The following is a 25052-nucleotide window of genomic DNA, read 5'->3' on the forward strand; positions in this document are numbered from 1 at the left end:
TATCGCATCTCACCAACAAAAATGCCGCCATCGCCGTTCTGGTTGACCGGAAGGGTGCGCTCGTAGCGGGGGCGCGGCGGCGTGAGGTTCAACTAGAAGGGGTAATCCTCCGTGAAACTTGCACTGCTCACCCGGAATCAGGCCGTGCGGCAGACCATCGCGGCCTTCTCGACGATGGAAGCCGACTGGAATCCCTCGTACTTCCATGACAGGCTCGACCTGCTGCGTCATCTCGCATCGCGCGAGGCCATCGACGTGGTCGTCATCGACGCCGACTTCGACCTCGAGGCCGTCAGCCGCATCGCATCCTGGCGCGCGTGCCATGCGCGCAGCGACTACGCGATTCTGGTGATCGGGCAGTTTCCGCAGCGCGACGCGATGGCGCGTGCGTTCGCGATGGGCGGGGACGACATCGCGGTGGGACCCTTCCATGTGGAGGAACTGCATGCGCGCACCGCCCATTGCGTGGCGCGGCTGCGCGAGCGGAGCCGGCAGGTGACGCACATCGAGATCGGCGACTATCTGCTCGATCGGCCGTCGCAGACGGCCATGATGCGCGGGCAGAACGTGGGGCTCACGGCGCGGGAGTTCGCGCTGGCATGGCTCTTCTTCTCGTTGCCCGGCGCGTTGCTGACGCGGCCGCGCATCGCCATGGATATCTGGGGTCAGCCGCCCGAGCAGGTCTCGCGCGCCCTGGAACAGCATATCTACAAGGTACGCCGCAAGCTCTGCCTCGATGGCGAGGCGGGTTTCAAGCTCAAGGCCGTCTATGGCGGCGGTTATCGGCTCGACGCGACGCTGAGCGCGCGCGCCCCGGACAGCGCCGGGTCGCTGACGACGCTCGAAGGGCAGCTGGCCATGCAGGCAGCGATGCAGGGCGCATAGGGACGGAACGCAGCAGGGCGCGGCCCCGGCGGCAGCCTACTGCGCCCCCATGTCGTGCCCCCAGCGCCGCAGCACCGCCTGCACCTTGGCCGCATACCCGTCACGCAGCGCGGGCGTCGCCGAATGATAGGCCCCCACGGCCGCCCAGGTGTTGCCATATCGATCCACCTGCTTGCGCAGGTGCCACGCGGCCACATACACGTTCTTGCAAGGTTCCATGAGCGTCGACGCATCGACGCCATACTCGGACAACTTGCGCAGGTGGATCGAGTTCACCTGCATCACCCCGTAATCGATCGAACCGTTCTGGTTCACATTGCGCGCGTCGGGACGATTGCGCGACTCCACCCATGCGATGGCCCGCAGCACATGCGGGTTGACGTGATGGTACGCGGCCGCTTCATCGAAACAGTCCGCGTGCGCGTCCGGGCTCGCGACCAGCGCGACCAGCGCGACCAGCGCGAGCAGCGCGCCGAGCGCGATCGGGGCGACCGGGGCGACCGGGGCGACCGGGGCGACCGGGGGCCGGATCTGGGCAAACCGGAATGGGCGAGGCACGTCGAATCTCCGCAGTCGAAATAGCGCGAGCGTAGTCGGCCCCGCCACGCGCTCCACGGCCACGATTCGCTGTCAGCGCCTCCGCTTCGCAGTGCACGCGGCGCGTGCACGCGCTCTCCCGCGCGATCCGTTTTCGCGCATGCCACGCACCAAAACCTCTCCTTATCCGGCCCTCCCCGAGGGGAAACCCCACTTTTTCTGTTGGCACGATGTGTGCAATATGATTGCTAAACAATACGCAGTAATTGCATTGCAATACTTATAGCGAACATACCGCATGAACACAGACCAGTACCGATCCCTCGATGGCCTCGCCATGGCCGACCTCCTCGAAACGGGCGCCACCACGTCTCTGGAACTCACCCGCCATGCCATCGACCTCGCCGAGGCGTGGAACCCCACGATCAACGCCATTACCTATCCGCGCTACGAGGAGTCGCTGGCGATCGCGGAAGACTGGCAGCCCCGTGGCGCGTTTCGCGGCATCCCGTTCCTGCTCAAGGACTCCGGTTTCGCGCATCGGCGCTTCCCGTCCAGCATTGGCTCGCGCCTGTTCGACGACACGGTATACGCGTTCGATGCCACGGTCGCCGGCCGCTTCGAGGAGGCCGGCCTGATTCCCTTCGCGCGATCGACGGTGTCCGAGCTCTGCATGGGCGCGTCCACCGAGGCGCGCCGCAACGGCGCGCCGACGCGCAACCCGTGGGATCTGAACCGCTCGGTTGGCGGGTCCAGCGGCGGGGCGGCGGCCGCCGTGGCCGCGCGCATCGTCCCGGTCGCACATGGCAGCGATGGCGGCGGCTCGATCCGCATTCCCGCCGCATGCTGCGGCATCTACGGCCTGAAGCCGTCGCGCGGCCGCGTGCCGATGGGACCCGCGCGCGGGGAAGGGTGGGGCGGCATGGCGTCCGACGGCGTGCTCAGCGTGACCGTGCGCGACACGGCCGCCGCGATGGATGCCATCGGCGGATACGAACCGGGCGCGCCTTACGCGGCCCCGCCGCAGCCGGAGCCGTACCTCGACATCGTGCGCCGCGCGCAGCAACTCGACGGCGCCGACGGGAAAGGCGCACGCAAGCTGCGCATCGGCATCCTGCGCGAGGGCTGGAACGGGATCGGCATCGCCCCGGAATGCGATGCGGCCGTGAGCCACGCCGCAAGGCTGCTCGCCTCGCTGGGCCATGACATCGCCGAGGCCCGGCTTCCGACGCTGGACTACTCGGGCTTCGTGATCGCGCACGGCAACATCCTTGCCACCAATGTCGCCCTCGCGGTCGATACCCGACTCAAGGCGCTGGGCCGGACGATGCGCGACGACGATATCGAACCCGTGCTCGCCAAGGCTTACGTCATCGGCAAGGGCCTCGATGCCGCGACCTATGTCGACGCCGTGCAGCGCCTGCACGCAATCGGCCGCGCGTTCGCCACCGCCATGCGCGACTACGACGTGCTGCTGACACCTACGCTGACCACGCTGCCCGCCGAACTCGGCTTTCTCGCGCTCGACGTCGACCTGCCGTTCCGGGAGTTCCGCGAACGCGCGGCGGGGTACGCGACGTTCCTCGCGGTGATCAACGCCGCGGGCTTGCCGGCAGCGAGCCTTCCCCTGTCGTGGACCGATGCGGGGTTGCCTGTCGCCACGCAGCTGATCGGCCATTTCGGGCGCGAAGACATGGTGCTCGCGCTGTCCGCGCAGCTCGAGGCGCTGGCCCCGTGGTCGCAGCGGAGACCGGTACTCGCCGGCTAAGGTCCGGCACTTGCATCGACGCCCCCATCAAACGTTATGGCTACCAAGCTTTTGCTATCAAAGGACACCGGCATGAACCCGTTCACTTCCACTGTCTCCCGCTGGCTGGCGCCGCTCGTGCTGCCCATCGCAACGGCAATGGTCACGGCAATCGCCACGGCACCGGCCGCCACGACCGCGCACGCCCAGTCGCCCACGACCGCGCGCATCGTGCTGCATGCGCCGTTGCGCGTGCTCGACCCCGTGCTCACCAATGCGTACATCACGCGCAATCACGGCTATCTGGTCTATGACACGCTGTTTGCGATGGATGCCGCAGGCAAGCCGCAGCCGCAAATGGTGGAGAGCTGGAAGGTCTCGCCGGACCAGCTGACGTACACCTTCACGCTGCGCAAGGGCCTGAAGTTCCATGACGGTTCGGCGGTGACCGCGGACGACGTGGTGGCTTCGCTCAAGCGCTGGGGCGAGCGCGATCCGATGGGCCAGCGCCTGATGGCGTCGATGGACAAGATGGAAAGCACCGGCGATACCGTGCAGATGCGCCTCAGGCATCCGTTCGGCCTGATGCTCGACGCGCTCGCCAAGCCCGGCTCGCCCGTGCCGTTCATCATGCCGAAGCGCATCGCCTCCGCGCCGTCGTCGCAGGCCATCACGGAAGTCGTTGGCTCGGGCCCGTACAAGTTCGTGGCCGGCGACTTCCAGCCCGGTGTCAAGGCGACCTATGTGAAGTTCGCCGACTACGTGCCGCGCAAGGACGCGCCGTCCGCGTTTGCGGGCGCCAAGCTCGCGCTCGTCGATCGCATCGAGCTGGTCAATATCTCCGACGCACAGACGGCGATCAACGCGCTGCGCAGCGGGGAGGTGGACTTCGTCGAGGACGTGCCGCCGGACCTCATGCCGCAACTGGAGGGCGTCAAGACCGTCGCGCTCAAGCCGTACGGCAAGAACAGCAATGCGTTCACGCTGCGCATGAACTGGCACCAGCCGCCGTTCAACAACGTCAAGGTCCGCCGCGCCGCGCTGGCCGCGCTCAGCGAAGCTGACTACCTCGACGCGCAGATCGGCGACGCCAACGTGTACCAGATCTGCGGCGCGGTGCTCACGTGCGTGTCGCCGTATGCCTCGGAAGAGGGCGCCACGCAGACGAAGAAGCCGGACCTCGCGCGCGCGAAGGCGCTGCTCAAGGAGAGCGGTTATGACGGCACGAAGGTGGTCATCCTGCATCCGACGGACCTGCCGATCCTGTCCAGCTTCGCGTCCGTTACCGCGCAGTCGCTCAAGCAGGTGGGCTTCAACGTGGAGATCCAGTCGATGGACTGGGCCACGCTGCTGTCCCGTCGCACGAAAAAGGAACCCGTGGCGCAGGGCGGCTGGAGCATCTTCCATTCGAGCTTCAGCAGCCTGGATCTGCTGAGCCCCGTTATCAATCCAAACCTCGACGGCCGGGGAGAAGCGGGCTACGTGGGCTGGTCGCGTAACGAAGAGATGGAGAAGCTGCGCGACCAGTTCGCCGGAGAAAGCGACATCGCCAAACGCAGGCAAATCGCCGCGTCCATCCAGAAGCTTAGCTACGACCAGGTCTTCTTCGTGCCGCTGGGCGGGTACTCGAAGTACAAGGGCTACAGCAAGCGCCTGGCCAACATGGTCGACGCGCCGCTGCCGCTGTTCTGGGCCGCGAAGCCCTGACGCCATGGACGCGCGCAGCGAAGGAGGCAGACCATGCTAGACATCGTTATCAAGCGGCTGATCTCGACCATCCCGGTCATGCTGATCGTGGCCACGCTCGTGTTCCTGCTGTTGCGGCTCGCGCCCGGGGATCCCGCGCGCGTGATCGCGGGGGACATGGCCAGCGAGGACACGATCGCGCAGATCCGCACCGAGATGGGGCTCGACCAGTCCGTCGGCACGCAGTACGTGCGCTGGCTGGGCGCGCTCGCGCAGGGCGATCTTGGACATTCGGTACTGTCGAAGCAGCCCGTCGCCACGCTGATCGCCGCCCGGCTCGGCCCGACGTTCTCGCTCGCGGGCGGGGCCATCCTGCTCACGGTGTTGCTGGCGGTTCCGCTCGGGGTGCTGGCCGCATGGCGGCATCGGCGCCTGGCCGACCGCGGCATCATGGCCGGCGCGGTGCTCGCGTTCTCCGTCCCTGCCTTCGTGGTCGGGTATCTGCTGATCCTGATCTTCTCGGTCAAGCTCAACTGGCTGCCCGTGCAGGGCTATACGCCCGTCGCGGAAGGGCTTGGCGACTACCTCGCCCATCTGGTGCTGCCCGTCATTACGCTGGCCACGATCTTCGTGGCGCTGATCACGCGTATCACGCGGGCGAGTCTGCTTGACGTGCTCGGGGAAGACTTCGTCCGCACGGCGCGCGCCAAGGGCGTGACGGAGCGCTTCGTGCTGTTCCGCCATGCCTTGCGAAACGCGGCGATTCCCATCGTCACGGTCGTCGGCGTGGCGCTGACCACGCTGATCAGCGGCGTGGTGGTCACGGAGACGGTCTTCAACATCTCCGGCGTGGGCCGGCTGATCGTCGATGCGGTGCTCTCCCGTGACTATCCGGTCGTGCAGGGCACGATCCTGTTCTTCTCGTTCCTGTATGTGTTCATCAACCTGCTGATCGACATCGCCTACGTGGTGCTCGATCCGCGCATCCGCTACTGAACGTGGTGGACGGAGCCGAATCATGAGTTTCTCCGCGACTCTCGGAACCGCCCGGCGCGCCACGCGTGCCGTGGCCAGCGACCGCGCGATGCTGATCGCACTGGGTTTGCTGCTGTTGCTCGTGGTGGCGTCGGTCTGCGCGCCGTATATCGCGCAGCACGATCCCGCCTCGCTGTCGCCGCGCGCGCGGCTCAAGCCCGCCTCGGCCGAGTACTGGCTCGGCACGGACTCGCTCGGCCGCGACCTGCTGGCCCGCGTGCTCTACGGCGGCCGCCTGTCGATCATGCTGGCCGCGCTGGTCAGCGCGCTGTCGGTGGCCATCGGCCTCGTCATCGGCCTCGCGGCCGGTTTCGTCCGCCGGCTCGATGCGCCGGTCATGCGCGTGATGGACGGCATCATGGCCGTGCCCGGCCTGCTGCTGGCCGTGGCCATGGTCGCGCTCGGCGGGGCCAATCTCGTCACCATGGTGCTGGCCATCGCCATCCCCGAGATTCCCCGCATCGCGCGGCTGGTCCGCAGCGTGGTGCTGTCCGTGCGGGAGGCGCCGTACGTGGAGGCGTCGATCGGCGCGGGCACGCCGCCGCTGACCGTGCTGTGGCGCCACATCATGCCCAGCACCATCAACCCCCTCGTGGTGCAGGCGACGTTCGTCTGCGCGGCCGCGATCCTCACCGAAGCGGTGCTCGGCTTCCTCGGTCTGGGCTTTCCACCGGAGATTCCAAGCCTTGGCACGATCATCGCCGAAGGCCGGCCATACTTTCAGCGCGCGCCGTGGATCGTGCTCTATCCGGGCGTGTTTCTTGCCTTGCTGATCCTTTCCGTCAACGTATTTGGCGACGCCCTGCGCGATCGCCTCGATCCGCGCCTGTCGCGCACCAGAAAGGGCTGACAATGTCGCGAGCCATTGAACAAGACTCTCCGCCGGTCCTCGAGGTCCGTCACCTGACCGTCCGCCTGCCCGATGGCGGCGATCGCCGTCACGCGGTGCAGGACGTGTCGCTGACCGTCCGCCCCCGGGAAACGGTCTGCATCGTGGGCGAATCGGGGTCCGGCAAATCCGTGACATCGAGCGCCGTGATGGGTTTGCTGCCGCGCGACGTGCTGAAGGTCGAATCGGGCCAGATCCTGCTCGCGGGGCAGGACATCACGCGGGCCTCTCCGGCGGAGCTGCAGGTGCTGCGCGGCCACCGCATGGCCATGATCTTCCAGGAGCCGATGACCGCGCTCAACCCGCTGATGCGCATCGGCGACCAGATCGCGGAGGTTTTTACGTTCCACGCGAAGGACATGGATACCGCCGCGCGCGACCGCCGCGTGCTCGCGTTGCTGGCGGACGTGCACCTGCCGCAGCCGGAGACGATTCGCCATGCCTATCCGCACCAGCTGTCCGGCGGGCAGCGCCAGCGCGTGATGATCGCGATGGCGCTGGCCATGGAGCCCGGACTGATCATCGCGGACGAGCCGACCACGGCGCTCGACGTCACGTCGCAGGCGCAGGTGCTGCGGCTGCTCAAGGAGCTGTCCGGTCATCACGACAATGGCGTGCTCTTCATCACGCACGACTTCGACGTGGTCGCCGAGATCGCCGATCGCGTCATCGTCATGCAGTCCGGGCGCATCGTCGAGCAGGGCACCGCCGACGAGGTGCTGAACCGCCCGCGCCATGCGTATACCCAGCGGCTGCTGGACGCCCGCCCCCGTGGGGATTTCCGCGCGCCACCACTGCCCGAGTCCGCGCCCACTGCGTTGGCCGTGCGCGATCTCACGATGCGCTTCGAGACGCGCTCGATGTTCCGCTCGCGGCGCCGCAGCGTGCTCGCGCTCGACGCCGTGTCGCTGTCGGTCCGGCGCGGGGAGACGCTCGGCATCGTCGGCGAGTCGGGCTCGGGCAAGAGCACGCTCGGCCGCTGCATCGCGCGTTTCAATACGCCGACGTCCGGGGACATCGAACTCGACGGCCAGTCCCTGTCGTCGATGGACCGCCATGCCTCGCGCGCGTGGCGCAAGCGCGTGCAGATGGTGTTCCAGGACCCCTTCCGCTCGTTCAATCCGCGCCTGACCATCGGGCGCACGCTGGCCGAAGGGCCGATGAATTTCGCGAAGAACGTCGGTGCGAGCCACGCGGACGTGGAGGCCCGCATGCGCGAGATGCTCCAGCTCGTGAGCATGGACGTCAGCGCGCTGGACCGCTATCCGCACGAGTTCTCCGGCGGCCAGCGGCAACGGCTGTCGATCGCGCGCGCGCTCATGATGGATCCCGAGATCCTGATCGCCGACGAAGCCGTCTCCGCGCTGGACGTCTCCGTGCAGGCGCAGATCCTCGACCTGCTCGAGTCGATTCGCGAGCGGCTCGGCGTGAGCATCGTTTTCATTACGCACGACCTGCGTGTGGCGGCGCGGTTGTGCCATCGCATCGTCGTGATGCAGCGCGGCCAGATCGTGGAGGCGGGCAGCGCGCGGGACGTCTTCCTGCGGCCGCAAAGCGCCTATACGCGCGATCTCGTCGCGGCCATCCCCGGTCAGCAAGGCGCGGAGGCGACGGGCGCCTCCGCCGCCGCGCTGGCCGGTCAACAGCTACCCGCCGGCGGCTCGCCGGCTTTCATGGAGGCACGTCTCGCATGACCCTCGCACCGACCCGTATCGCTTTCATCAGCCAGTCCGCGGCGCTCGACTACTTTGGGCCGCTGATGGCGGACGCGCTGCCGCACGCGGAAGTCTTCGTGTGGCCGGACCCGCGCTGCCTCGAGGCCGATATCGCCGTGTGCTGGACCCCACCGCCGGGCGTCTACGCGCGTATGCCGCGCCTGCGCCTGATCCACGGCATCGCGGCCGGCGTGGATAACATTCTGGATGGCCAGGACACGCGTGGACTGCCCGTCTGCCGCGTGGTCGAGCCGGGTCTGACGCAGGGGATGATCGAATACGTCCGCTGGTCGGTGCTGTACTTCCATCGAGACTTCGACCGCATGGCGATGCAGCAGCGCGAGCGTGTGTGGTCGCGGCTGCCGCTGCGCACGGCGTCCGAGTGTCGGGTCGGTGTCATGGGGCTTGGCGAGCTCGGCGGCGTGGTCGCGCGCACGCTGCGCGACGACGGCTACGACGTCGGTGGCTGGGCGCGATCGCCGCGCGAGATCGACGGGGTCGCGACGTGGCATGGGGACGAAGGGCTTGCGCCTTTTCTTGCGCGCACGGACATCCTGATCTGCCTGCTGCCGCTGACCGACGCCACCCGCGGCATCCTCGGCGCGCGCACGTTCGCGCAGCTGCCGCGCGGCGCGGCGCTCGTGCACTGCGGCCGTGGCGAGCATCTGGTGCCCGATGCGCTTACCGACGCGCTGGCCAGCGGGCATCTGCGCGGCGCCGTCCTCGATGTTTTCCCAGCGGAGCCGCTGCCCGAGGACAGCCCGCTATGGCGAAACCCGGCCGTCGTGGTGACGCCGCACATGGCATCGATGGCGACATCGGCGGAGATCGTGACCCAGGTGGCCGCCAATATCGCGCGGCTGGACGCCGGGGAGCCGCTGCGCAATGCCGTCGATCTCGCGCGCGGCTATTGACGCGGCGCCTGTCCCCAAAACAACTCACCCAGAACAACCGATCAGGACGACTCGTCCGTCCGACCGACACCGGAGTTTCGATGCACCCCGAAGATCCCGCCTTCACCCTGCCCACTGGCGCGCCGGCACCCGTGGACCCGCAGATCCGTGAATTCCTCAAGAAGATGGCGGCCGATGCCGCGAAGTATCCGCGCCGCGATACCGTCTCGATCGCCGAAGGCCGCCGCATCGGCGAGGCCGTTCGCGCGCCGTGGGCGCAGGGCGGCCCGGAGATGGCCGACACGCAGGAGCGATATGTGTCGACGCGGCACGGCCCCGTGCGCATCCGCATTTACACGCCGCGCCAGCGCGCCATGCCGGGCGCGTTCGTCTATATCCATGGCGGCGGCTTCGTGCTCTTCAGCATCGACACGCATGACCGCGTGATGCGTGAGTATGCCGAGCGCGCGGGCATCGTCGTCATCGGCATCGACTACACGCGCGCGCCGGAAGCCAGATTCCCGCAGCCGCTGGAAGAGTGCGTCGATGTCGTGCGCTGGGTCCATGCGGAGGCGGCGACGCTGGGTATCGATCCGAAGCAGCTGTTCGTCGGCGGGGATTCGGCCGGCGGCAACCTCTCGATGGGCACGTGCCTGACATTGCGCGACGAGGGCGACACGGGCCTGCTGCGCGGCGCGGTGCTGAACTATGGCGCGTACAGCAACAACCTGTTCCGCAATTCGGTCGTGCGCTATGGCGCGGGGGACTATGGCCTGTCGCTGCACATGATGATCTGGTTCCGCGGCCTGCATATTGGCCGGGGCGAGGACTTCTACGACCGCCGGTACAACATCCTCGGCGATTCGCTCGAGAACCTGCCGCCATTGTTCATGGTCATCACGGAATGCGATCCGCTGTATGACGACAACATCGAGCTCGACCGCCGCCTGCGCGCGATCGGGGCCGACGTGGAATCGAAGGTCTATCCGGGCACGGTGCACAGCTTCCTGGAGGCGGTGTCGATCGCCGACGTCGCCGTGGAGGCGTTCGACGATACTGCGCGCTGGCTGCGGCGCAAGGCTGGCTGAGGAGGGCGCCATGTACACACCCCCCGCCTATGCCGAGCGTGACGCCGGCGCGCTGCATGCCTTCATGCGCGCCCACAGCTTTGCGTCGCTCATCACGTTCGGCGGCGCGCGCGTCAACGTCACGCATCTGCCGTTCCTGCTCGACACGTCCCGCGAGCCCGTGCTCTATACCCACATGGCGCGGGCCAACGCGCAGCTGGCGGACCTTCGCGCGGGCGCGGAGGCGCTCGTCGTCTTCCAGGGGCCGCATGCGTTCGTCTCGCCGAGCTGGTACGAGAATCGCCACACGTTCCCCACCTGGAATTACACTGCGGTGCATGCGCGCGGCGTGCCGACTGTGCTGGATGAGCCGGAAGCCGTGCTGGATCTCCTCGAACGGACCGTTGCGCGATACGATATGCCTTTGCGCCCCGCAGGCGGCGCGTGGACGCTGGAGGGGATGCCCGCCGAGGTCACGCGCCAGCGAATGGGCGCGATCGCGGGCGTGCGGATTCCCATCGCCACGCTGGAAGGCAAGATGAAGCTCAACCAGGACAAGTCCGTGGCCGATCGCGCTGGCGTGATCGCGGCGCTGGAGGCACTGGGGGAGCCGCAGGGAGTGGCGGTGGCCGCGCTGATGCGCGACCATGCCGATATGCAGACGCAATATCACCAAGCCGTTTCAGACACCGGGAGTAGACCTTGAACCTCGACGATGTGATTGCCACGGTAACTACCGCGCCGCCCGTGGAACCAGACGCGTTTTCCGATCCGCTCGCCGGCCTCAACGAGCCGCAGACCGAAGCCACGGTGCGCCGCGACCTGTCGCTGCTGTACCGGCTGATCGCGCACTTCCGCATGACCGACCTCATCGACACGCACATCAGCGCGCGCGTGCCGGGGAGCGAAGACCACTTCCTGATCAACCGCTACGGCGTGCTGTTCCATGAGATGCGCCCGGAAACGCTGGTCAAGATCGATACCGAGGGCCGTGCCGTCGAGAACGGCGATTCTGCGCTGCAGCGCGTCAATGCGGCGGGCTTCACGATCCATTCGGCGGTGCACATGGCCCGCCACGATCTGGCGTGCGTCATCCACACCCATACGGCCGACGGCATTGCGGTATCCGCCCAGCGCAAAGGCCTGCTGCCGCTGTCCCAGCATTCGCTGCGGTTCTATAACCGGCTGGCGTATCACGAGTACGAGGGCATCGCGCTCGAACTCGAGGAACGCGAGCGGCTGGTGGCGGACCTCGGCAACCACAAGGCGATGATCCTGCGCAACCACGGCCTGCTGGCCGCGGGCAATACGATCCAGGAGGCGTTCGTCAATATCTATTACCTGGAGCGGGCGTGCCAGGCGCAGATCAAGGCGACGTCGGGCGGCGCGGAACTCGTGTATCCCTCGCCGGAAGTCTGCGAGAAAACCGCGCGCCAGTTCGAGCGTCCGACCGCGCCCGAGTATTGTCAGCGCGTGTGGAACGCTGCCATCCGTCTGCTGTAAGGTCTATGACAGACCCGGTTTGCCGCTGAGCGCCTTGGTGCCGCTCATCAGCAGCGGCGCGAAGCGGCGGGCGAAGTCCTCGATGCTCCAGTCCGCCAGCGAGCCGGAGATGTCGATCGCCGCGATCGGACGGCCCTCGTGGTCGAGGATGGCGCTGGCCAGATTGATCTCGCCGAGCATGCTTTCCTCGGCCGCCACCGCGTAACCGTCCGCGCGGCAGCGCCGCACGAGTTCCCGGATGTCGTCCGGGTCGGTGACAGTCTTGCGGGTCAATGGCTCCGAGGTGCTGCGCGCGAGGATGTCATCGACCTGTTCGTCGCTCATGTGGGACATCACCGCGCGGCCGCTCGCCGTATGGATCGTGGCCAGGCGCCGCCCGATCAGCGTGGTCGTGTACGTCTGCCGCTTGGTCTGGCGGCGCAGCGCGAAGATGATCGTCAGGTCGTCGAACAGGCTGAGTTCCACGCGTTCGCCGGACTCCCGCTGCAGGTCGACGATGAGCGGCGTCGCGCGTTCGAGCAGCGGCACGCTGCGCAGATAGTCGAACGTCCGCTCGAGAATCTTCTTCCCCGGCAGAAAGGCCTTGCCGTTGGCGCCGCGTTCCAGATAGCCGAGCGCCACGAGCGTGTGGGCCATCCGCTGAACGGCGCTGCGGTCCATGTCGCAGACGGTGGCCAGCTCGTTCAGCGTCAGCGGTCCCGGGCGGTCGGCGAAGGCCTCCAGCAGGCTCAGGCCCTTGGCCAGCGACTGGACGAATAGCGTGTTGGTGCGTTCGCTCATGGCGGGCAGTATTGAATATCGAATGCTCGGTATCTTATATCAATACCAGCGGGTCTTCCTTACGCGCGCAGGCATTCCAGCAGCGTCTGAAAGGCGGGCGCGATCGCTTCCTCCGGCACACACGCGTAACCGAGCAGCAGGCCGCGCTCGGCCGACGGCCCCATGTAATACCGCGACAGCGGCCGGACCATGATCCCGCGCGCCCCGGCCCGCGCGGCGACGGCGACATCGTCCGCGTTATCCGGCAACCGCATCACGAGATGCAATCCGGCATTGCTGGTATGCGCGTGGAGCGCGCCCGGTCCCAGATACCGCTCGATCAGTCCGGCCAGGATCGCCCGGCGCCGCGCATACAGGGGCCGCATCCGGCGAATGTGCGCGGCATAGTCTCCCGCCTGCATGAACTCCGCCACCGTCGCCTGCGTCATCAGGTGTCCCGCGCGATAGAGCTCGGCATGGGCGGTCTGGAATGCCGGGGCGATGGCGGGCGGCAGCACCATATACCCCATCCGCAGGCCCGGATAGAGCGTCTTGCTGAACGTGCCGATATAGATCACGGGGGCATCGGGCTCCAGTCCCTGCAGCGAGGGAATCGGCTGCCCCGAGAAGCGGAATTCGCTGTCGTAGTCGTCCTCGACGATCCAGCTGCCTTCGCGGCGCGCGAACTCGAGCAGTTCGCGCCGGCGCTTCAGGGTCAGCACCGCGCCGAGCGGGTACTGATGCGAGGGCGTGACGAAGATGAAGCGGGGCGCGGGACGGCGCCAGTAGCCGAAGCGCGCGTCGCCGCTGGCGGGCAGCGTCATGCCTTCGGCATCCACGGGCATCGGCACCATGCCGATGTCGCTCACTTCCAGCACGCCGCGGATGCCCCAGTAGCTGGGCTCTTCCACCCATGCCGTTTCGCCGGGCGTGCCCAGCATGCGCACCACGAGGTCGATCGCCTGATGGATGCCTTCGGTGATGAGCACCTGCGACGCGTCGCAACGCACGGAGCGCGCCACGCGCAGGTGGGCCGCGACGGCTTCGCGCAGTGCGGGGAGGCCGCCACCGTGGCTGTAGCTGAGCCATTCGGGATGCGGCTGGCGCCATAGCCGCGCGGCGATCTGGGCGTAGCGGCGATGCGGAAAGCGGACGAGGTCAGGCACGCCGGGCATGAACGCGCCCCACTGCGTGGGGGAGGCCGATGCATTGGCGATCAGCCGCTGGCCGCGCGGCGACAGGCCTTGCATGGGCGCCGCCGCGTGGGCGTGGGTGGCGTGGGCGGCGGTGGCGTGGGCGGCGGTGGCGTGGGATGTGCCGGCATGCGGCGTGGCGGCGACGCCGGCATGGAGAAACCGCTCCGGCGCGGTATCGGCCACAAAGGTGCCGCTGCCCGTGCGCGCCGTGAGGTAGCCCTCGGCCAGCAACTGCTCGTACGCAAACATCACCGTATTGCGCGAGAGCCCGAGTTCGGCCGCAAGGTCCCGCTGCGGCGGCATGCGCGTGGACGGCGCGAGGCTCCCATCCTGAATCGCGCCGCGCACGCAGGCATACAGCGCGCGGTTGAGCGGCCTCTCCAGCGATGCCACCCCATCGGGGCCCATGCGTTGCAGCAACAGATCGGCGCAGATCGACTTCAATTTGGCACCAGGAGATTTATCAAAGCGGTGCTGGATTGTAGAGCCAAATGGGATTGAAATCTCGCCATCCCCCACGCCATCCCCGCGCCATCCACCCCAACACCTCATCGCCATGAAAAATCTCGATATCGATCAACGCCGTACCCTGGCCACGCCGCGCGGCGTCGGCGTGATGTGCGATTTCTACGCGGACCGCGCGGAGAACGCGACGCTGTGGGACGTCGAAGGCCAGGCCTTCACGGACTTCGCGGCGGGGATTGCCGTGCTGAACACGGGCCATCGGCATCCGCGCGTGGTGGACGCCATTGCCGGGCAGCTTGGCCGCTTCACGCATACGGCCTACCAGATCGTCCCGTATCAGGGTTACGTCGCGCTCGCGGAGCGGATCAATGCGCTGGTGCCGATCGGCGGCGTCAAGAAGACCGCGCTGTTCACGACAGGCGCGGAGGCGGTGGAAAACGCCGTCAAGATCGCCCGCGCGCATACGGGACGTCCGGGCGTGATCGCATTCTCGGGCGCGTTCCATGGCCGCACGCTGCTGGGCATGGCGATGACGGGCAAGGTCGTGCCGTACAAGGTTGGCTTCGGTCCGTTTCCGGCGGACGTCTACCACACGCCGTTCCCGAACACGCTGCGCGGCGTGACGACGGCGCAGGCGCTCGACGATCTGGCCTCGTTGTTCAAGACCGACATCGATCCGTCGCGCGTGGCCGCGATCGTCATCGAACCGGTGCAGGGGGAGGGCGGGTTTCATCCCGCGCCGGCCGATTTCATGCGCGGACTGAGGGCGGTGTGCGACCGCCATGGCATCGTGCTCATCGCCGACGAGGTGCAGACGGGCTTCGCGCGCACGGGCGAGCTGTTCGCGATGTCGCATTACGATGTCGAGCCGGACTTGATCACGATGGCCAAGAGCCTGGCCGGCGGCATGCCGCTGTCGGCGGTATGCGGCCGCGCCGAGATCATGGACGCCCCACAGCCGGGCGGGCTCGGCGGTACCTACGCGGGCAACCCGCTGGCCGTGGCCGCGGCCCACGCGGTGATCGACGTCATCACGGAAGAACGACTGTGCGAGCGGGCCGCGGCATTGGGCACGCAACTGACGGAGCATCTGCTATCGCTCCGCCCGCGCTGCCCGTCGCTCGCGGAGGTCCGGGGCGTCGGCTCGATGATCGCCGCCGAGTTCACCGATCCCGCCACCGGCGCCCCCAGTCCCGACGCCGCCAAACGCGTCCAGACCCGGGCACTGGAAGCCGGCCTGATCCTGCTGACGTGCGGCGTGCATGGCAACGTCATCCGCTTCCTGTACCCGCTGACCATCCCGCAGGCGCAGTTCGACGCGGCACTGGCGATTCTCGAGAAGGCGCTGGTCGAGTAACGCGCTCCGGCTCGTCCGGACTTCGATCGTTTATGCTGCCGCAAAACACCGAAGTCCGGACCAAGGAGACCCCCATGGCAAAAACCGACTCGCCCCTTGCGGCGCCCGCCGCCGAACTTATCGACGCCCGCATTCGAGAACTCGCCGACTGGCGCGGCCAGACCCTGGCCCGCATCCGCAGGATCATCCACACCGCCGCCCCCGACGCCATCGAGGAATGGAAATGGCGCGGCGTCCCGGTCTGGTCCGATCACGGCATGTTGTGCACCGGCGAAACGTACAAATCCGCCGTCAAAATGACCTTCGCCAAGGGCGCCTCCCTCCCGGACCCCACCGGCCTCTTCAACGCCAGCCTGGAGGGCAACACCCGCCGCGCCATCGACATCCACGAGGGCGACGACATCGACGAAGCGGCCCTGCGAGCGCTGATTCGGGCGGCAGTCGAGTTGAACCGGGCGGGCTCTGTTCGCTCGGGACCGTCGGCCACGTAGGCCTTGCTCGCATCCGGCCTACCACTTCTTCGCGTACCGGTCCTTGACGGTCGTCGAGATATACGTGCATAGCCCGCGTCCCTGTGTGGCCAGCTTCTTCATCTGGTCCACGATCGGCTTGCCCGCGCTGAGGTGGTTGTAGAGGTAGTGCGGTTCCGATCCCGACTTGAAGACGACGATGATGCCGTCGTCGGTGATGTCGTAGCACTTGATGTTCGAGGTGCCGCTGAGGTTTCGGTAGGTCTTCATGGCGTCGTCGCTCGTCATGTCCTGAATTCGCCCGTCTTGTCGCCTGTCTGGTCCGGCGCGGCGGGGTTCTTTTTCCAGTCGCCTCGCTCCAGTTCGGCGATCACCTGCGCGCCGAGCAGCAGCAATGCCGCGGCGATTTCCAGGCTCAAGAGGACGATGATGGCGGTGGTGAGCGAGCCATACACGCGGCTGACCTGCGACAGCGACGTGAAGTACCACACCAGCAGATGCCGTGAGATTTCCCAGAGGACCGCGGCAAGCAGGGCGCCCGCGAGCGCGCGGCGCAGGGAGAGGCGGCCCACCGGCATGACCATGTAGATGGACGTCAGCATCATGACCTCGCCGAGGAAGCCAAGCATGTAGAGAAGGCTGGTGGAAAGGCGGTCCAGCGACCATTCATGGCCGAGGACGTCCAGATGGCGTTCGCCGATGGCGAGCAGGCCGCCCGACACCACTGTGACGACCAGCAGTCCGACGCTCAGGACCGCGATGTAGCAGTAGGGCAGCACCGCCGAAACGAGGAAGTGCCGCCGCCGGATGGCCACGCGGTGAATAAAGATGACCGACATGGCGTTTTCGAGCACGGTGAAGGCCAGCGAACTGAAGAACAACATGGTCGCCAGCAACACCCAGCCAGAGGTGCCGCGATGATGCAGAAACGCGGCGAGCTCGCCGATGAGCGCGCGCGATTGCCCCGGTACGACCCACTCGAGATAACGCGCCACCGTCGTCAGCAGCAGATCCGGATCCACGAAATGCGAGACCGCGATGACGAGCAGGATCAGCAGCGGAACGATGGACAGCAGGGCGTAATAGCCCACCGCCCCAGCGAGCAACAACCCCTGGTTCGCACGGAACTGCGCCAGCGTATGCCAGAAGAAGCGCCACGCGCTGCGCAGCAGCACGCGGGCGTCGGGTAACCGCATCGAAACCTCCGAAGGTCGCTCGTGCGGCCATTATGGGACGGCTACCGCGCCATCACCAGACGGCGCAGGCTCAAGGGTCTGTAGGAGTTTCGCCGATTTCCCAACCTCTGCCGGTCCCGTCATAGCGTAGCGCTCCGCCTTCCTATTCCAGCTGCACCTTCGCCTCCCGCACCACCTCGCCCCACTTCCGGATCTCCGACTCCACCAGCGTGCCGAATTTCGCGGGCGAGCTGCCGACGACTTCCACGCCCTGGTCGCGGAAGCGTTTGACCACGTCGGCCTCCGCCAGCGAGCGGACGATTTCCTCGTTGAGTTTCTGGACGATCGGGGCCGGTGTGCCGGCCGGGGCCTGGATGCCGAACCACACGTTGACCTCATAACCGGGGACGCCGGATTCGGCCACCGTTGGCACATCCGGCAGAAGCGGCGATCGCGTCTGCCCCGTCACCGCGATCGCCTTGAACTTGCCTGCCCGCAGTTGCTGAATCACGTTCGGCAGGTTGTCGAACATCAGGTCGGTTTCGCCGCCGAGCAGGGCCACCACCGCGGGGCTGCTGCCCTTGTACGGGATATGCGTCATGCGCGTGCCCGTCATCTTGTTGAACAGCTCCATCGACAGATGGTTGGACGACCCCGCGCCCGTGGAACCGTAGTTGAGCTTGCCCGGTTGCTTCTTCGCGAACTCGATGACGTCCTTCACCGTCGTGAGCCCGAGGTCCGGGCGTGAGACCAACACGTTCTGCGTGCTCGCGGCCCACACCACAGGGGTGAAGTCCTTCGTCGCGTTGTACGGCAGCCGGTTGCCGTATAGCGCCGGCAGCGCGGCGAATGGCAGCGGCGTGATCAGAAGCGTATAGCCGTCCGCCGGGGATTTCGCCACGAGGCTGTTGCCGATCACCGTATTGCCCCCCGGCCGATTGTCCACCACCACGGACTGCTTCCACTTGGCCGTGAGCTTCTCCGCGGTGGTGCGGGCAAGCGTGTCGTTGAACCCGCCGGGCGTGTACGGCACGACGATGCGCATGGGCTTGTCGGGATAGTTGTCGCCCTCCGCGGCGCGGACCGGGGCGGCGGCCACCGCGAGCGCGCCGAGCAGCGCCATCGCCAGCAGCCGGCCGGCGGAGGACATGGGTAACGATGAGGCGGGCAGGCGCGGGTTTGCCACCGCGATGCGAGTCGTGATCATGGTTGTCTCCTTCACCATCTTGTGTGGTTGAGTGGGTTGACGTAGGCGTCAGGTGGAACTTACCATACCAAACTGGTAGTACCAAACAAATATGACCACTTAGCGTTATCCCCTAGAGCGCCCAGAGCGCGAGACCCCAGACGCATGGAATCCGTCCGACAAGGCATGGCTACCGTTATCAGCACGGACCGCATCCACCCCGAGGCCCAGACGCGGTTGCAGCAAGCCTCGAACTTCGACATCCGCCCCTGGCGCGACGGCGCGGCCTACGCCGACGATCTCGCCGATGCCGAAGTGGTGATCGTCCGCAATCGCATCCCATCCGAACTGTTCGATCGCGCACCGAGGCTGCGCGCCGTGATCCGCCATGGCGTCGGGCTCGACATGATTCCCGTCGAAGCCGCCTCCGCCCGAGGCGTGCTCGTGGCGAACGTGCCGGCAGTGAACGCCGTCGCCGTCGCGGAATACGTACTGGGCCAGATGCTCGCGCTTTCCCGGCGGTTCGCGGACATGGACCGGCTCATGCGCTCCGCATCGTGGAGCGAGAGCCGCCTGATCGCCGACCATGGGCAGCAGATCGGCGGCAAGACCGTGGCCATCGTCGGCATGGGCGAGATCGGCCGCCGCGTGGCGGCGATGTGCGCGGCGGGCTTCGGCATGCGCGTGCTCGGCGTGCATCCGAAGCGCACGGGCACGCGCGAGACCCATGCCGAATACGTGCCGATCGACGACGCGCTGTCGCAGGCGGACTACCTCGTCCTCACGTGTCCGCTGACGTCCGAGACGCGCGGCATGATCGGCGCCGCTCAGCTCGCGCGCATGAAGCCGACGGCGTTCCTGATCAACGTGGCCCGCGGTGCGGTCGTCGATCGCCTCGCGCTGTATGACGCCTTGCGATCGTCGCGGATCGCGGGCGCCGCGCTCGACGTGTTCGACACGCAGCCGCTGCCCGCCGGCGATCCGCTGTTCGCATGTCCCACCGCGCGCCTGACACCCCATATGGCGGGCATCTCGGCGCAGAGCCTGCATGCGATGAGCATGGGCGCCGCCGCGCAAGTGCTCGACGTCCTGGCAGGCCGCCTGCCGCCGCATTGGGTCAACCGCGACGCCGAAGCCGCCATCCGGGCGCGATGGACGGCATTGGGCATCGCGCCGCAATAACTTCCAGATTCACAAGGCATCGTCAAAGAGGAGACACCCCAGCATGTCGAAAATCAAATCCATCCAGGCCATCCCGCTGTCGTTCCGCCTGCCCGAAGGCAAGACGGTCAAGCTCGGCATCGGCAGCACCATCAAGCGCGACGCGATCATCGTGCGCGTGGAGACCGAATGCGGCGTGATCGGCTACGGCGAAGCGCATCCGGGCCGCAGCCCCGGCGCCGTCACAAGCCTGATCGCCAATACGATGGCGCCGCTGGCGGTTGGCATGGACGCCTTCGACACCAACGGCGTCTGGAGCCGCATCCACAAGATGCAGCTGGCCAGCCATGGCATGGGTGCGGGTGCATCGCTCGCGCTGTCCGGCATCGACATGGCGCTGTGGGACGTACGCGGCAAGCTCTGCAACCAGCCGCTGTACAAACTGCTCGGCGGCAGCAGCAAGAAGATCAAGGCGTATGCGGGCGGCATCGCGCTGGGCTTTCAGGCGCCGGAGTCGCTGGCGGCGGAAGCCCAGCAGTACGTGGACGCGGGCTATCAGGCGCTGAAACTGCGCCTCGGCGACAACGTGGCCGACGACTGCGCCCGCGTGCTGCACGTCCGCAAGGCGCTCGGCAACGGCATCGACATCCTCACCGACGTCAACGCGGCGTACACGATCGACGAAGTCCGCCGCCTGATGCCCGTTCTCGAGGAAGCCGGCATCGGCTGGCTGGAAGAACCGTTTGCCTGCGACAACTTCGGCGGCTACCGCGCCGCCGGCGCGCTGAGCACGCGCGTGCCCCTCGCGGCCGGAGAGAATCACTACACGCGCTACGACTTCGCCCGCCTGATCGAAGAGCGCGCGGTGCAGGTGTTTCAGCCAGATCTGTCGAAGACCGGCGGCGTGACCGAAGGCATGCGCATCGGCGCGCTGGTCTCCGCCTGGGGCTACAAGGTGCATCCGCACAGCTCGGCCACGGGCCTGAACCATTCGGCCTGCGTGCACATGCTGGCGGCCGTGGACAACCCGGGGTATTTCGAAGCGTGCGTGTCGCACTTCAACCCGTTCCGCGACATGTTCGGCCCCGCGTTCCATGCAGACGGCGACGGCTACGTCCGCCCGCTCGACAAGCCGGGCCTCGGGCTCGACATCGACGAGGGCATCTTCAAGGAATACCCGTTCATCGATGGCCCGGGCTACGTCGTGAAGTTCTGACGCTGCACCCCAAAAACATAACGAAATTGGAGGAGACCGTAGTCATGAAGCTGTTCAGAATCGCCGCCGCAGTGGCATTGGCCGCTACCGCGTGGATGGGCGCATCCGCCCATGCCGCCGATGCCTTTCCGTCGAAGCCCATCACGCTGATCGTCCCGTGGAACGCGGGCGGCTCGGTGGACCTGACGGCGCGCAAGCTGTCCGATATCCTCGGCAAATCAGGCGTGACCGTGGTGGTGGAGAACGTGCCCGGCGCATCGAGCACGATCGGCCTGACCAAGGTGGCCAACGCCGCCCCGGACGGGTACACCGTTGGCCTCGCGACATCGTCGCTGATGGGCGCCGTCGCGCAGGACATGACCCGGCTGCGCGTCGATCAGTTCAAGGCGCTCAATCAGACCACCATCGAGCAGATGATCCTCGTGGTGTCGAAGTCGAGCCCCGTCAACACGATCGAGGAGTTCGTCGCGCTGATGAAGAAGAAGCCCGGCGGCGTGTCGATCGGCACGCCGGGCAACAACAACGTCAACCATACGTTCGCGGCCATGCTCGCGCGCGCCAATGACGTGAGCTTCATCAATGTGCCGTACACGGGTGGCGCCAAAGTGCTGACGGACCTAGCCGGTCACCAGATCGATGGCGCGGTGCTGAAGCCGTCGGAAACGCTGAGCCAGATCAACGGCGGGCTGATTCGTCCGGTGGGCGTGTTCTCGCACGAGCGCGTGTCGATCCTGCCGAAGGTGCCGACGTTCGCGGAAAAGAAGATCGACGTGTTTCCGTTCGGCGCGCTGGAGCAGATGTCGTATCTGGTCGGGCCGAAGGGATTGTCGGCGGAGCGCGCGCAACAGTTGCAGGAACTGTTCGCCAGGGCCATCGCCAGCGACGCGTACCAGTCGTTTGCGCGCGAATACGGCATGAAAGTGTCGGACGTGCGCGGCGACGAGTTGCAAAAGCAGGTCGTGGCGATTCAAAATACGTTCAATACCGTCGCCCCGAAGATATTTACCAAGCAGCAGCAATAGATGCCCAAAGTCAGTCCAAGCACAGAAGAACAGCCAAACGAGAAGCAGGAGCTGACCTCCCGTACGCTCGCGGACATCCTGTCGTTCATCCAGAAGCGCGCCTACGACCCGGGCGAGCGGCTGCCGTCCGAACGGGAATTGTCCGAGCGATTCGGGGTGGGGCGAGGCGTCGTGCGGGAGGCGTTATCCGTGCTGGAAAACCTGCGATATCTGACACGCCGGCCCAACTCCGGCGTGTTCCTGACCGCGACGCCGGAGCGCGTGAGCCTCGAGACGCTGAGCCTGTTCTCCGAGCTCGGCATCTCGCTGACCACGGACAAGTTGCTCGAGGCACTCGAAGTCCGGCGCATCGTCGAGGTGCAGGCCGTGCAGCTGGCCTGCCAGCGGCGCACGGACGAGGATCTCGCCGTCCTGCAGGACATCGTCGAGCGTTTCGAAGTGTCGATCGGCGGCGGTTCAGGTGGGGACTCAGGTGTGGCCTCAGGTGCGGCCCCAGGTGGCGCGGAGGAAAGCACCGCCGACCTCGATTATGACTTCCACATGGCCATCTTCAACGCCGCGCACAACACCGTGCTCACGCAGATGGTGCACCCGTTCTACCTGATGTCCGCGCACCGGCGCGCGACATTCTTCGCCGACAAGACGCGGAGCAAGGCTTCCAACCGCCAGCACCGCGAACTGCTCGACGCCATCCGCCGCCGCGACGAGGCCGCGGCACAGCGGATCATGGGCGAGCATATCGGCCGGGTCGAAACCGCATTGCAGAAGCTTTCCTGACCGCCAGCACCAGCCCGCATCGATTGTTCGGTAATACCAAATACACATTTGGATTATTATCGTTTACCTGTATCTGTGGAGCGCCGAGAATCCAGCCATTGCGATATCGCGCCACAGGAACAGCATCATGGCTGGCCACATCGTTGCGGACAGCGTTCCGGTAGAAGTCGAAGACGTCACCATTGAAGGGCATGCGAAGCGGATCCCGCTGCGCGTGTACGCCCCCGGGTTGCGCCCGGACGCCGGACGTCCCGCCGCGGCGCTTCGCCCGATCGTTGTCTATCTGCACGGCGGCGGCTTCCTGCACGGCAACCTCGATGCCGGCGACGCCGCCGCGCGCGCGATCGCGTTAGCCACCCCGGCCGTCGTCGTCTCGGTCGGCTACTCGCTGCCCCCCGCCTACCCATTCCCCGCGCCGCTCGAAGACGGCTACCTCGCCTGCCGGTGGGCGCGTGAGCACGCGCGCCGCCTGCGCGCGGATGCCGACTGCCTCGGCGTCGCCGGTCACGATGCCGGCGGCAACCTCGCGGCCGGTATCGGCGCGATGGCCCGCGACCGTAAGGAGATTCCCGTGCGTGCGCAGGCGCTGCTGGCGCCACTGCTCGATCCGAGCCTGACACGCGTCTCCCACCTCATCGAATGCCCCAGCGGCGAGCTGTCGGTCACAGCGTGCGCGCACGGATATCGCGCCTATCTGCCCGGATTCCGGCAACTGCTGCATCCCTATGCAGCGCCGCTGGAGTCGCGGCGCCTGGCCGGCCTGCCGCCCACGCTGATTATCAGCGCGGCCCTGGACCTGCTTCATCTCGAGGCCGAAGCCTATGCCGGCGCGTTGATCGCCGCGGGGGTTCCGACCCAGATGCTCCGCATTCCCGACGTATCGCACGCCGCGCTGGCGGCCAACGCCCAGGCGCTGGCCGAAGTGTCGGCGTTCTTCGCGAAACAACTCTCGCCGCGCACCAAAGGCGGGAAAACCTGATTCCAGCAGCAGATCAACAGCAGAACCCAGAGGAAGAATCCAGTGGATACGGAACTACAGCAGACAGGCGCCAAGCCCCTGTCGAGGGGTGGCAATTCGGATACCGGCAGGCAGCGCACGCTACGGCGCACAGCGATCGCGGTTGGCATATTGGTCGCGCTCGCCGCGGTCGGCTGGGGCTTCCAGCAGCGTGGCAAGTCGGCACCCGCCGCCCAGCAGGGCACCGCGCTGCCCGAGGTCACGGTGGCCACGCCGCTCGTGCGCGACCTCGAGGCGCGTCTCGGGGCGCTGGGGCAGTTCTCGGCCGTGCAGCGCGTGGAGTTGCGCGCGCAGGTCGGCGGCCCGCTCGTGGGCATTCATTTCAAGGATGGCGATATCGTCCAGAAGGGCGCCTTGCTGTTCACGATCGAATCGCGGCCCTATGACATCCGCCTCGCGCAGGCCAAGGCCCAGCTGGAAACGGCCAAGGCCCGACTCACGCTCGCCGAGAGCGAGTTCCAGCGCGCGCAGGCGCTCGAACGCACGAGCGCGGGGTCCGTGCAGAACCTCGAGCAGCGCAGCGCGGACCGGCAGGTCGCGCAGGCCGCCGTGGCGGAGGCCCGTTCGGCCGTCGACGACGCGCAGTTCGACGTCGACCGGTGCCGTATCGTCGCGCCGTTCACGGGGCGCATCGGGACCCATCTGGTGTCCATCGGCAACCTGATCTCCGGCAGCCGCGCGGCAACCAGCGCTACCACGCTGCTGGCCACGCTGGTTTCGCTCGATCCCATCTACTTCGACTTCGATATCAGCGAGGCGGACTACCAGCTGCTGTCGAGCTACCGGAGCAAGTCGGACAAGAAGGCCGCGCTGACCAACACGGTGGAGATCGCGCTCGGCACGGAGAAGTCCTACTCCCGGAAGGGCGTGCTCGACTTCATCAACAACGTGCTCGATCGGTCCAGCGGCACGATCCGCGCGCGGGCGACGGTGGCAAACGCGGACTATCGGCTGACGCCGGGCGAGTTCGCGCGCGTGCGCCTTGCACTGGATCAACCCGCGCCGACGATGCTCGTGCCGGACCGTGCGGTGCTGCCGGACCAATCGCAATTCGTGGTGCTGACGGTGACGCCCGACGGCACCGTGGCCCCGAAGATCGTGCAGGTCGGCGACGTGCGCGACGGCATGCGCGTGATTCGCGGCGGCCTCGCGGCCACCGACCGCGTGATCATCGGCGGCATCCCCTATGCGGCCCCCGGTGCGAAAGTGGCGGTGAAAACGGGCGAGATCCGGATTGACGCGAAGGGCGACGGGAATAACGCCGCTACGGGCAGCAAGGGGTAAGTACCGATC

The 25052-nt window shown here is 67.0% G+C and carries 24 protein-coding genes; 18 read left to right on the top strand and 6 right to left on the bottom strand.

What is annotated here, in order from left to right; translation table 11 throughout:
• Positions 1-111: 111 nt before the first annotated feature.
• Positions 112-885, top strand: a complete 774-nt coding sequence (locus tag KHP16_RS12700; protein ID WP_146208429.1) for a response regulator transcription factor — start codon at positions 112-114, stop codon at positions 883-885.
• A gap of 36 nt (positions 886-921) precedes the next feature.
• Here KHP16_RS12700 and KHP16_RS12705 read toward each other — a convergent pair whose 3' ends face one another.
• On the bottom strand, positions 922-1368 hold the full coding sequence (locus KHP16_RS12705; RefSeq protein WP_109583697.1) for a lytic transglycosylase domain-containing protein: 447 nt from the start codon (positions 1366-1368) through the stop codon (positions 922-924).
• 352 nt (positions 1369-1720) lie between these two features.
• On the opposite strand from KHP16_RS12705, the gene KHP16_RS12710 reads away from it, so the two are divergent.
• The 9 genes from KHP16_RS12710 (at position 1721) to KHP16_RS12750 (ending at position 11957) form a co-directional block, all read left to right on the top strand.
• Positions 1721-3190, top strand: a complete 1470-nt coding sequence (locus KHP16_RS12710) for an amidase (protein WP_211960307.1) — start codon at positions 1721-1723, stop codon at positions 3188-3190.
• A 72-nt stretch (positions 3191-3262) separates the two neighbouring features.
• Positions 3263-4876, top strand: coding sequence for an ABC transporter substrate-binding protein (locus KHP16_RS12715; RefSeq protein ID WP_211960308.1), 1614 nt, complete (start codon positions 3263-3265; stop codon positions 4874-4876).
• A 33-nt stretch (positions 4877-4909) separates the two neighbouring features.
• On the top strand, positions 4910-5851 hold the full coding sequence (locus KHP16_RS12720; RefSeq protein ID WP_109582986.1) for an ABC transporter permease: 942 nt from the start codon (positions 4910-4912) through the stop codon (positions 5849-5851).
• A 22-nt stretch (positions 5852-5873) separates the two neighbouring features.
• Entirely contained in the window at positions 5874-6740 is an 867-nt protein-coding gene (locus tag KHP16_RS12725) for an ABC transporter permease (protein ID WP_109582984.1), read from the top strand.
• 2 nt (positions 6741-6742) lie between these two features.
• Positions 6743-8473, top strand: coding sequence for an ABC transporter ATP-binding protein (locus KHP16_RS12730; RefSeq protein ID WP_211960309.1), 1731 nt, complete (start codon positions 6743-6745; stop codon positions 8471-8473).
• Positions 8470-9408, top strand: a complete 939-nt coding sequence (locus KHP16_RS12735) for a 2-hydroxyacid dehydrogenase (RefSeq protein WP_244835779.1) — start codon at positions 8470-8472, stop codon at positions 9406-9408. Before KHP16_RS12730 ends, KHP16_RS12735 begins: the two co-directional genes overlap by 4 nt.
• An 80-nt stretch (positions 9409-9488) precedes the next feature.
• Complete coding sequence (locus KHP16_RS12740; protein WP_244835780.1) at positions 9489-10475, top strand: alpha/beta hydrolase fold domain-containing protein; 987 nt, start codon at positions 9489-9491, stop codon at positions 10473-10475.
• 10 nt (positions 10476-10485) lie between these two features.
• Positions 10486-11160: an FMN-binding negative transcriptional regulator gene (locus KHP16_RS12745; protein ID WP_121491440.1), complete on the top strand. Its 675-nt coding sequence runs from the start codon at positions 10486-10488 to the stop codon at positions 11158-11160.
• A 41-nt stretch (positions 11161-11201) separates the two neighbouring features.
• On the top strand, positions 11202-11957 hold the full coding sequence (locus tag KHP16_RS12750) for a class II aldolase/adducin family protein (protein ID WP_109583695.1): 756 nt from the start codon (positions 11202-11204) through the stop codon (positions 11955-11957).
• Positions 11958-11960: 3 nt separating this feature from the next.
• Here the strand turns inward: KHP16_RS12750 and KHP16_RS12755 are convergent, their stop codons facing one another.
• Both KHP16_RS12755 and pdxR read right to left on the bottom strand, forming a co-directional pair.
• Positions 11961-12737, bottom strand: a complete 777-nt coding sequence (locus KHP16_RS12755; RefSeq protein ID WP_121491439.1) for an IclR family transcriptional regulator — start codon at positions 12735-12737, stop codon at positions 11961-11963.
• 59 nt (positions 12738-12796) lie between these two features.
• Positions 12797-14356: a MocR-like pyridoxine biosynthesis transcription factor PdxR gene (gene pdxR / locus KHP16_RS12760; protein ID WP_342344356.1), complete on the bottom strand. Its 1560-nt coding sequence runs from the start codon at positions 14354-14356 to the stop codon at positions 12797-12799.
• 112 nt (positions 14357-14468) lie between these two features.
• Between pdxR and KHP16_RS12765 the strand changes: the two genes are divergently transcribed.
• Together KHP16_RS12765 and KHP16_RS12770 are read left to right on the top strand one after the other, a co-directional pair.
• A complete protein-coding gene (locus KHP16_RS12765; protein WP_211960310.1) occupies positions 14469-15734 on the top strand; it encodes a 4-aminobutyrate--2-oxoglutarate transaminase in 1266 nt (421 codons plus the stop codon).
• A 74-nt stretch (positions 15735-15808) separates the two neighbouring features.
• Positions 15809-16225, top strand: coding sequence for a DUF1801 domain-containing protein (locus KHP16_RS12770; RefSeq protein ID WP_109582970.1), 417 nt, complete (start codon positions 15809-15811; stop codon positions 16223-16225).
• Between the two features lie 18 nt (positions 16226-16243).
• On the opposite strand, the gene KHP16_RS12775 is transcribed toward KHP16_RS12770, so the two are convergent.
• From KHP16_RS12775 to KHP16_RS12785, 3 genes are all read right to left on the bottom strand, one after another.
• Positions 16244-16474, bottom strand: coding sequence for a hypothetical protein (locus KHP16_RS12775; RefSeq protein ID WP_109582968.1), 231 nt, complete (start codon positions 16472-16474; stop codon positions 16244-16246).
• Between the two features lie 14 nt (positions 16475-16488).
• On the bottom strand, positions 16489-17400 hold the full coding sequence (locus tag KHP16_RS12780; RefSeq protein WP_211960311.1) for a YihY/virulence factor BrkB family protein: 912 nt from the start codon (positions 17398-17400) through the stop codon (positions 16489-16491).
• A 142-nt stretch (positions 17401-17542) separates the two neighbouring features.
• Positions 17543-18586, bottom strand: coding sequence for a tripartite tricarboxylate transporter substrate binding protein (locus tag KHP16_RS12785; protein WP_244835781.1), 1044 nt, complete (start codon positions 18584-18586; stop codon positions 17543-17545).
• 165 nt (positions 18587-18751) lie between these two features.
• On the opposite strand from KHP16_RS12785, the gene KHP16_RS12790 reads away from it, so the two are divergent.
• From KHP16_RS12790 to KHP16_RS12815, 6 genes are all read left to right on the top strand, one after another.
• Positions 18752-19747 carry an NAD(P)-dependent oxidoreductase gene (locus KHP16_RS12790; RefSeq protein ID WP_211960313.1) on the top strand — a complete coding sequence of 332 codons (996 nt, stop codon included), beginning with the start codon at positions 18752-18754 and terminating at the stop codon, positions 19745-19747.
• A 43-nt stretch (positions 19748-19790) separates the two neighbouring features.
• Positions 19791-20942 carry a mandelate racemase/muconate lactonizing enzyme family protein gene (locus KHP16_RS12795; RefSeq protein ID WP_109582961.1) on the top strand — a complete coding sequence of 384 codons (1152 nt, stop codon included), beginning with the start codon at positions 19791-19793 and terminating at the stop codon, positions 20940-20942.
• A gap of 44 nt (positions 20943-20986) precedes the next feature.
• Complete coding sequence (locus KHP16_RS12800; protein WP_109582959.1) at positions 20987-21964, top strand: Bug family tripartite tricarboxylate transporter substrate binding protein; 978 nt, start codon at positions 20987-20989, stop codon at positions 21962-21964.
• On the top strand, positions 21965-22741 hold the full coding sequence (locus tag KHP16_RS12805; RefSeq protein ID WP_211960314.1) for a FadR/GntR family transcriptional regulator: 777 nt from the start codon (positions 21965-21967) through the stop codon (positions 22739-22741). It abuts the gene before it with no gap.
• 127 nt (positions 22742-22868) lie between these two features.
• Positions 22869-23720: an alpha/beta hydrolase gene (locus KHP16_RS12810; RefSeq protein WP_211960315.1), complete on the top strand. Its 852-nt coding sequence runs from the start codon at positions 22869-22871 to the stop codon at positions 23718-23720.
• Positions 23721-23762: 42 nt separating this feature from the next.
• Positions 23763-25043: an efflux RND transporter periplasmic adaptor subunit gene (locus KHP16_RS12815; protein WP_244835782.1), complete on the top strand. Its 1281-nt coding sequence runs from the start codon at positions 23763-23765 to the stop codon at positions 25041-25043.
• Positions 25044-25052: the final 9 nt, after the last annotated feature.

The organism is Cupriavidus plantarum (assembly GCF_905397285.1).
GTDB lineage: Bacteria > Pseudomonadota > Gammaproteobacteria > Burkholderiales > Burkholderiaceae > Cupriavidus > Cupriavidus plantarum.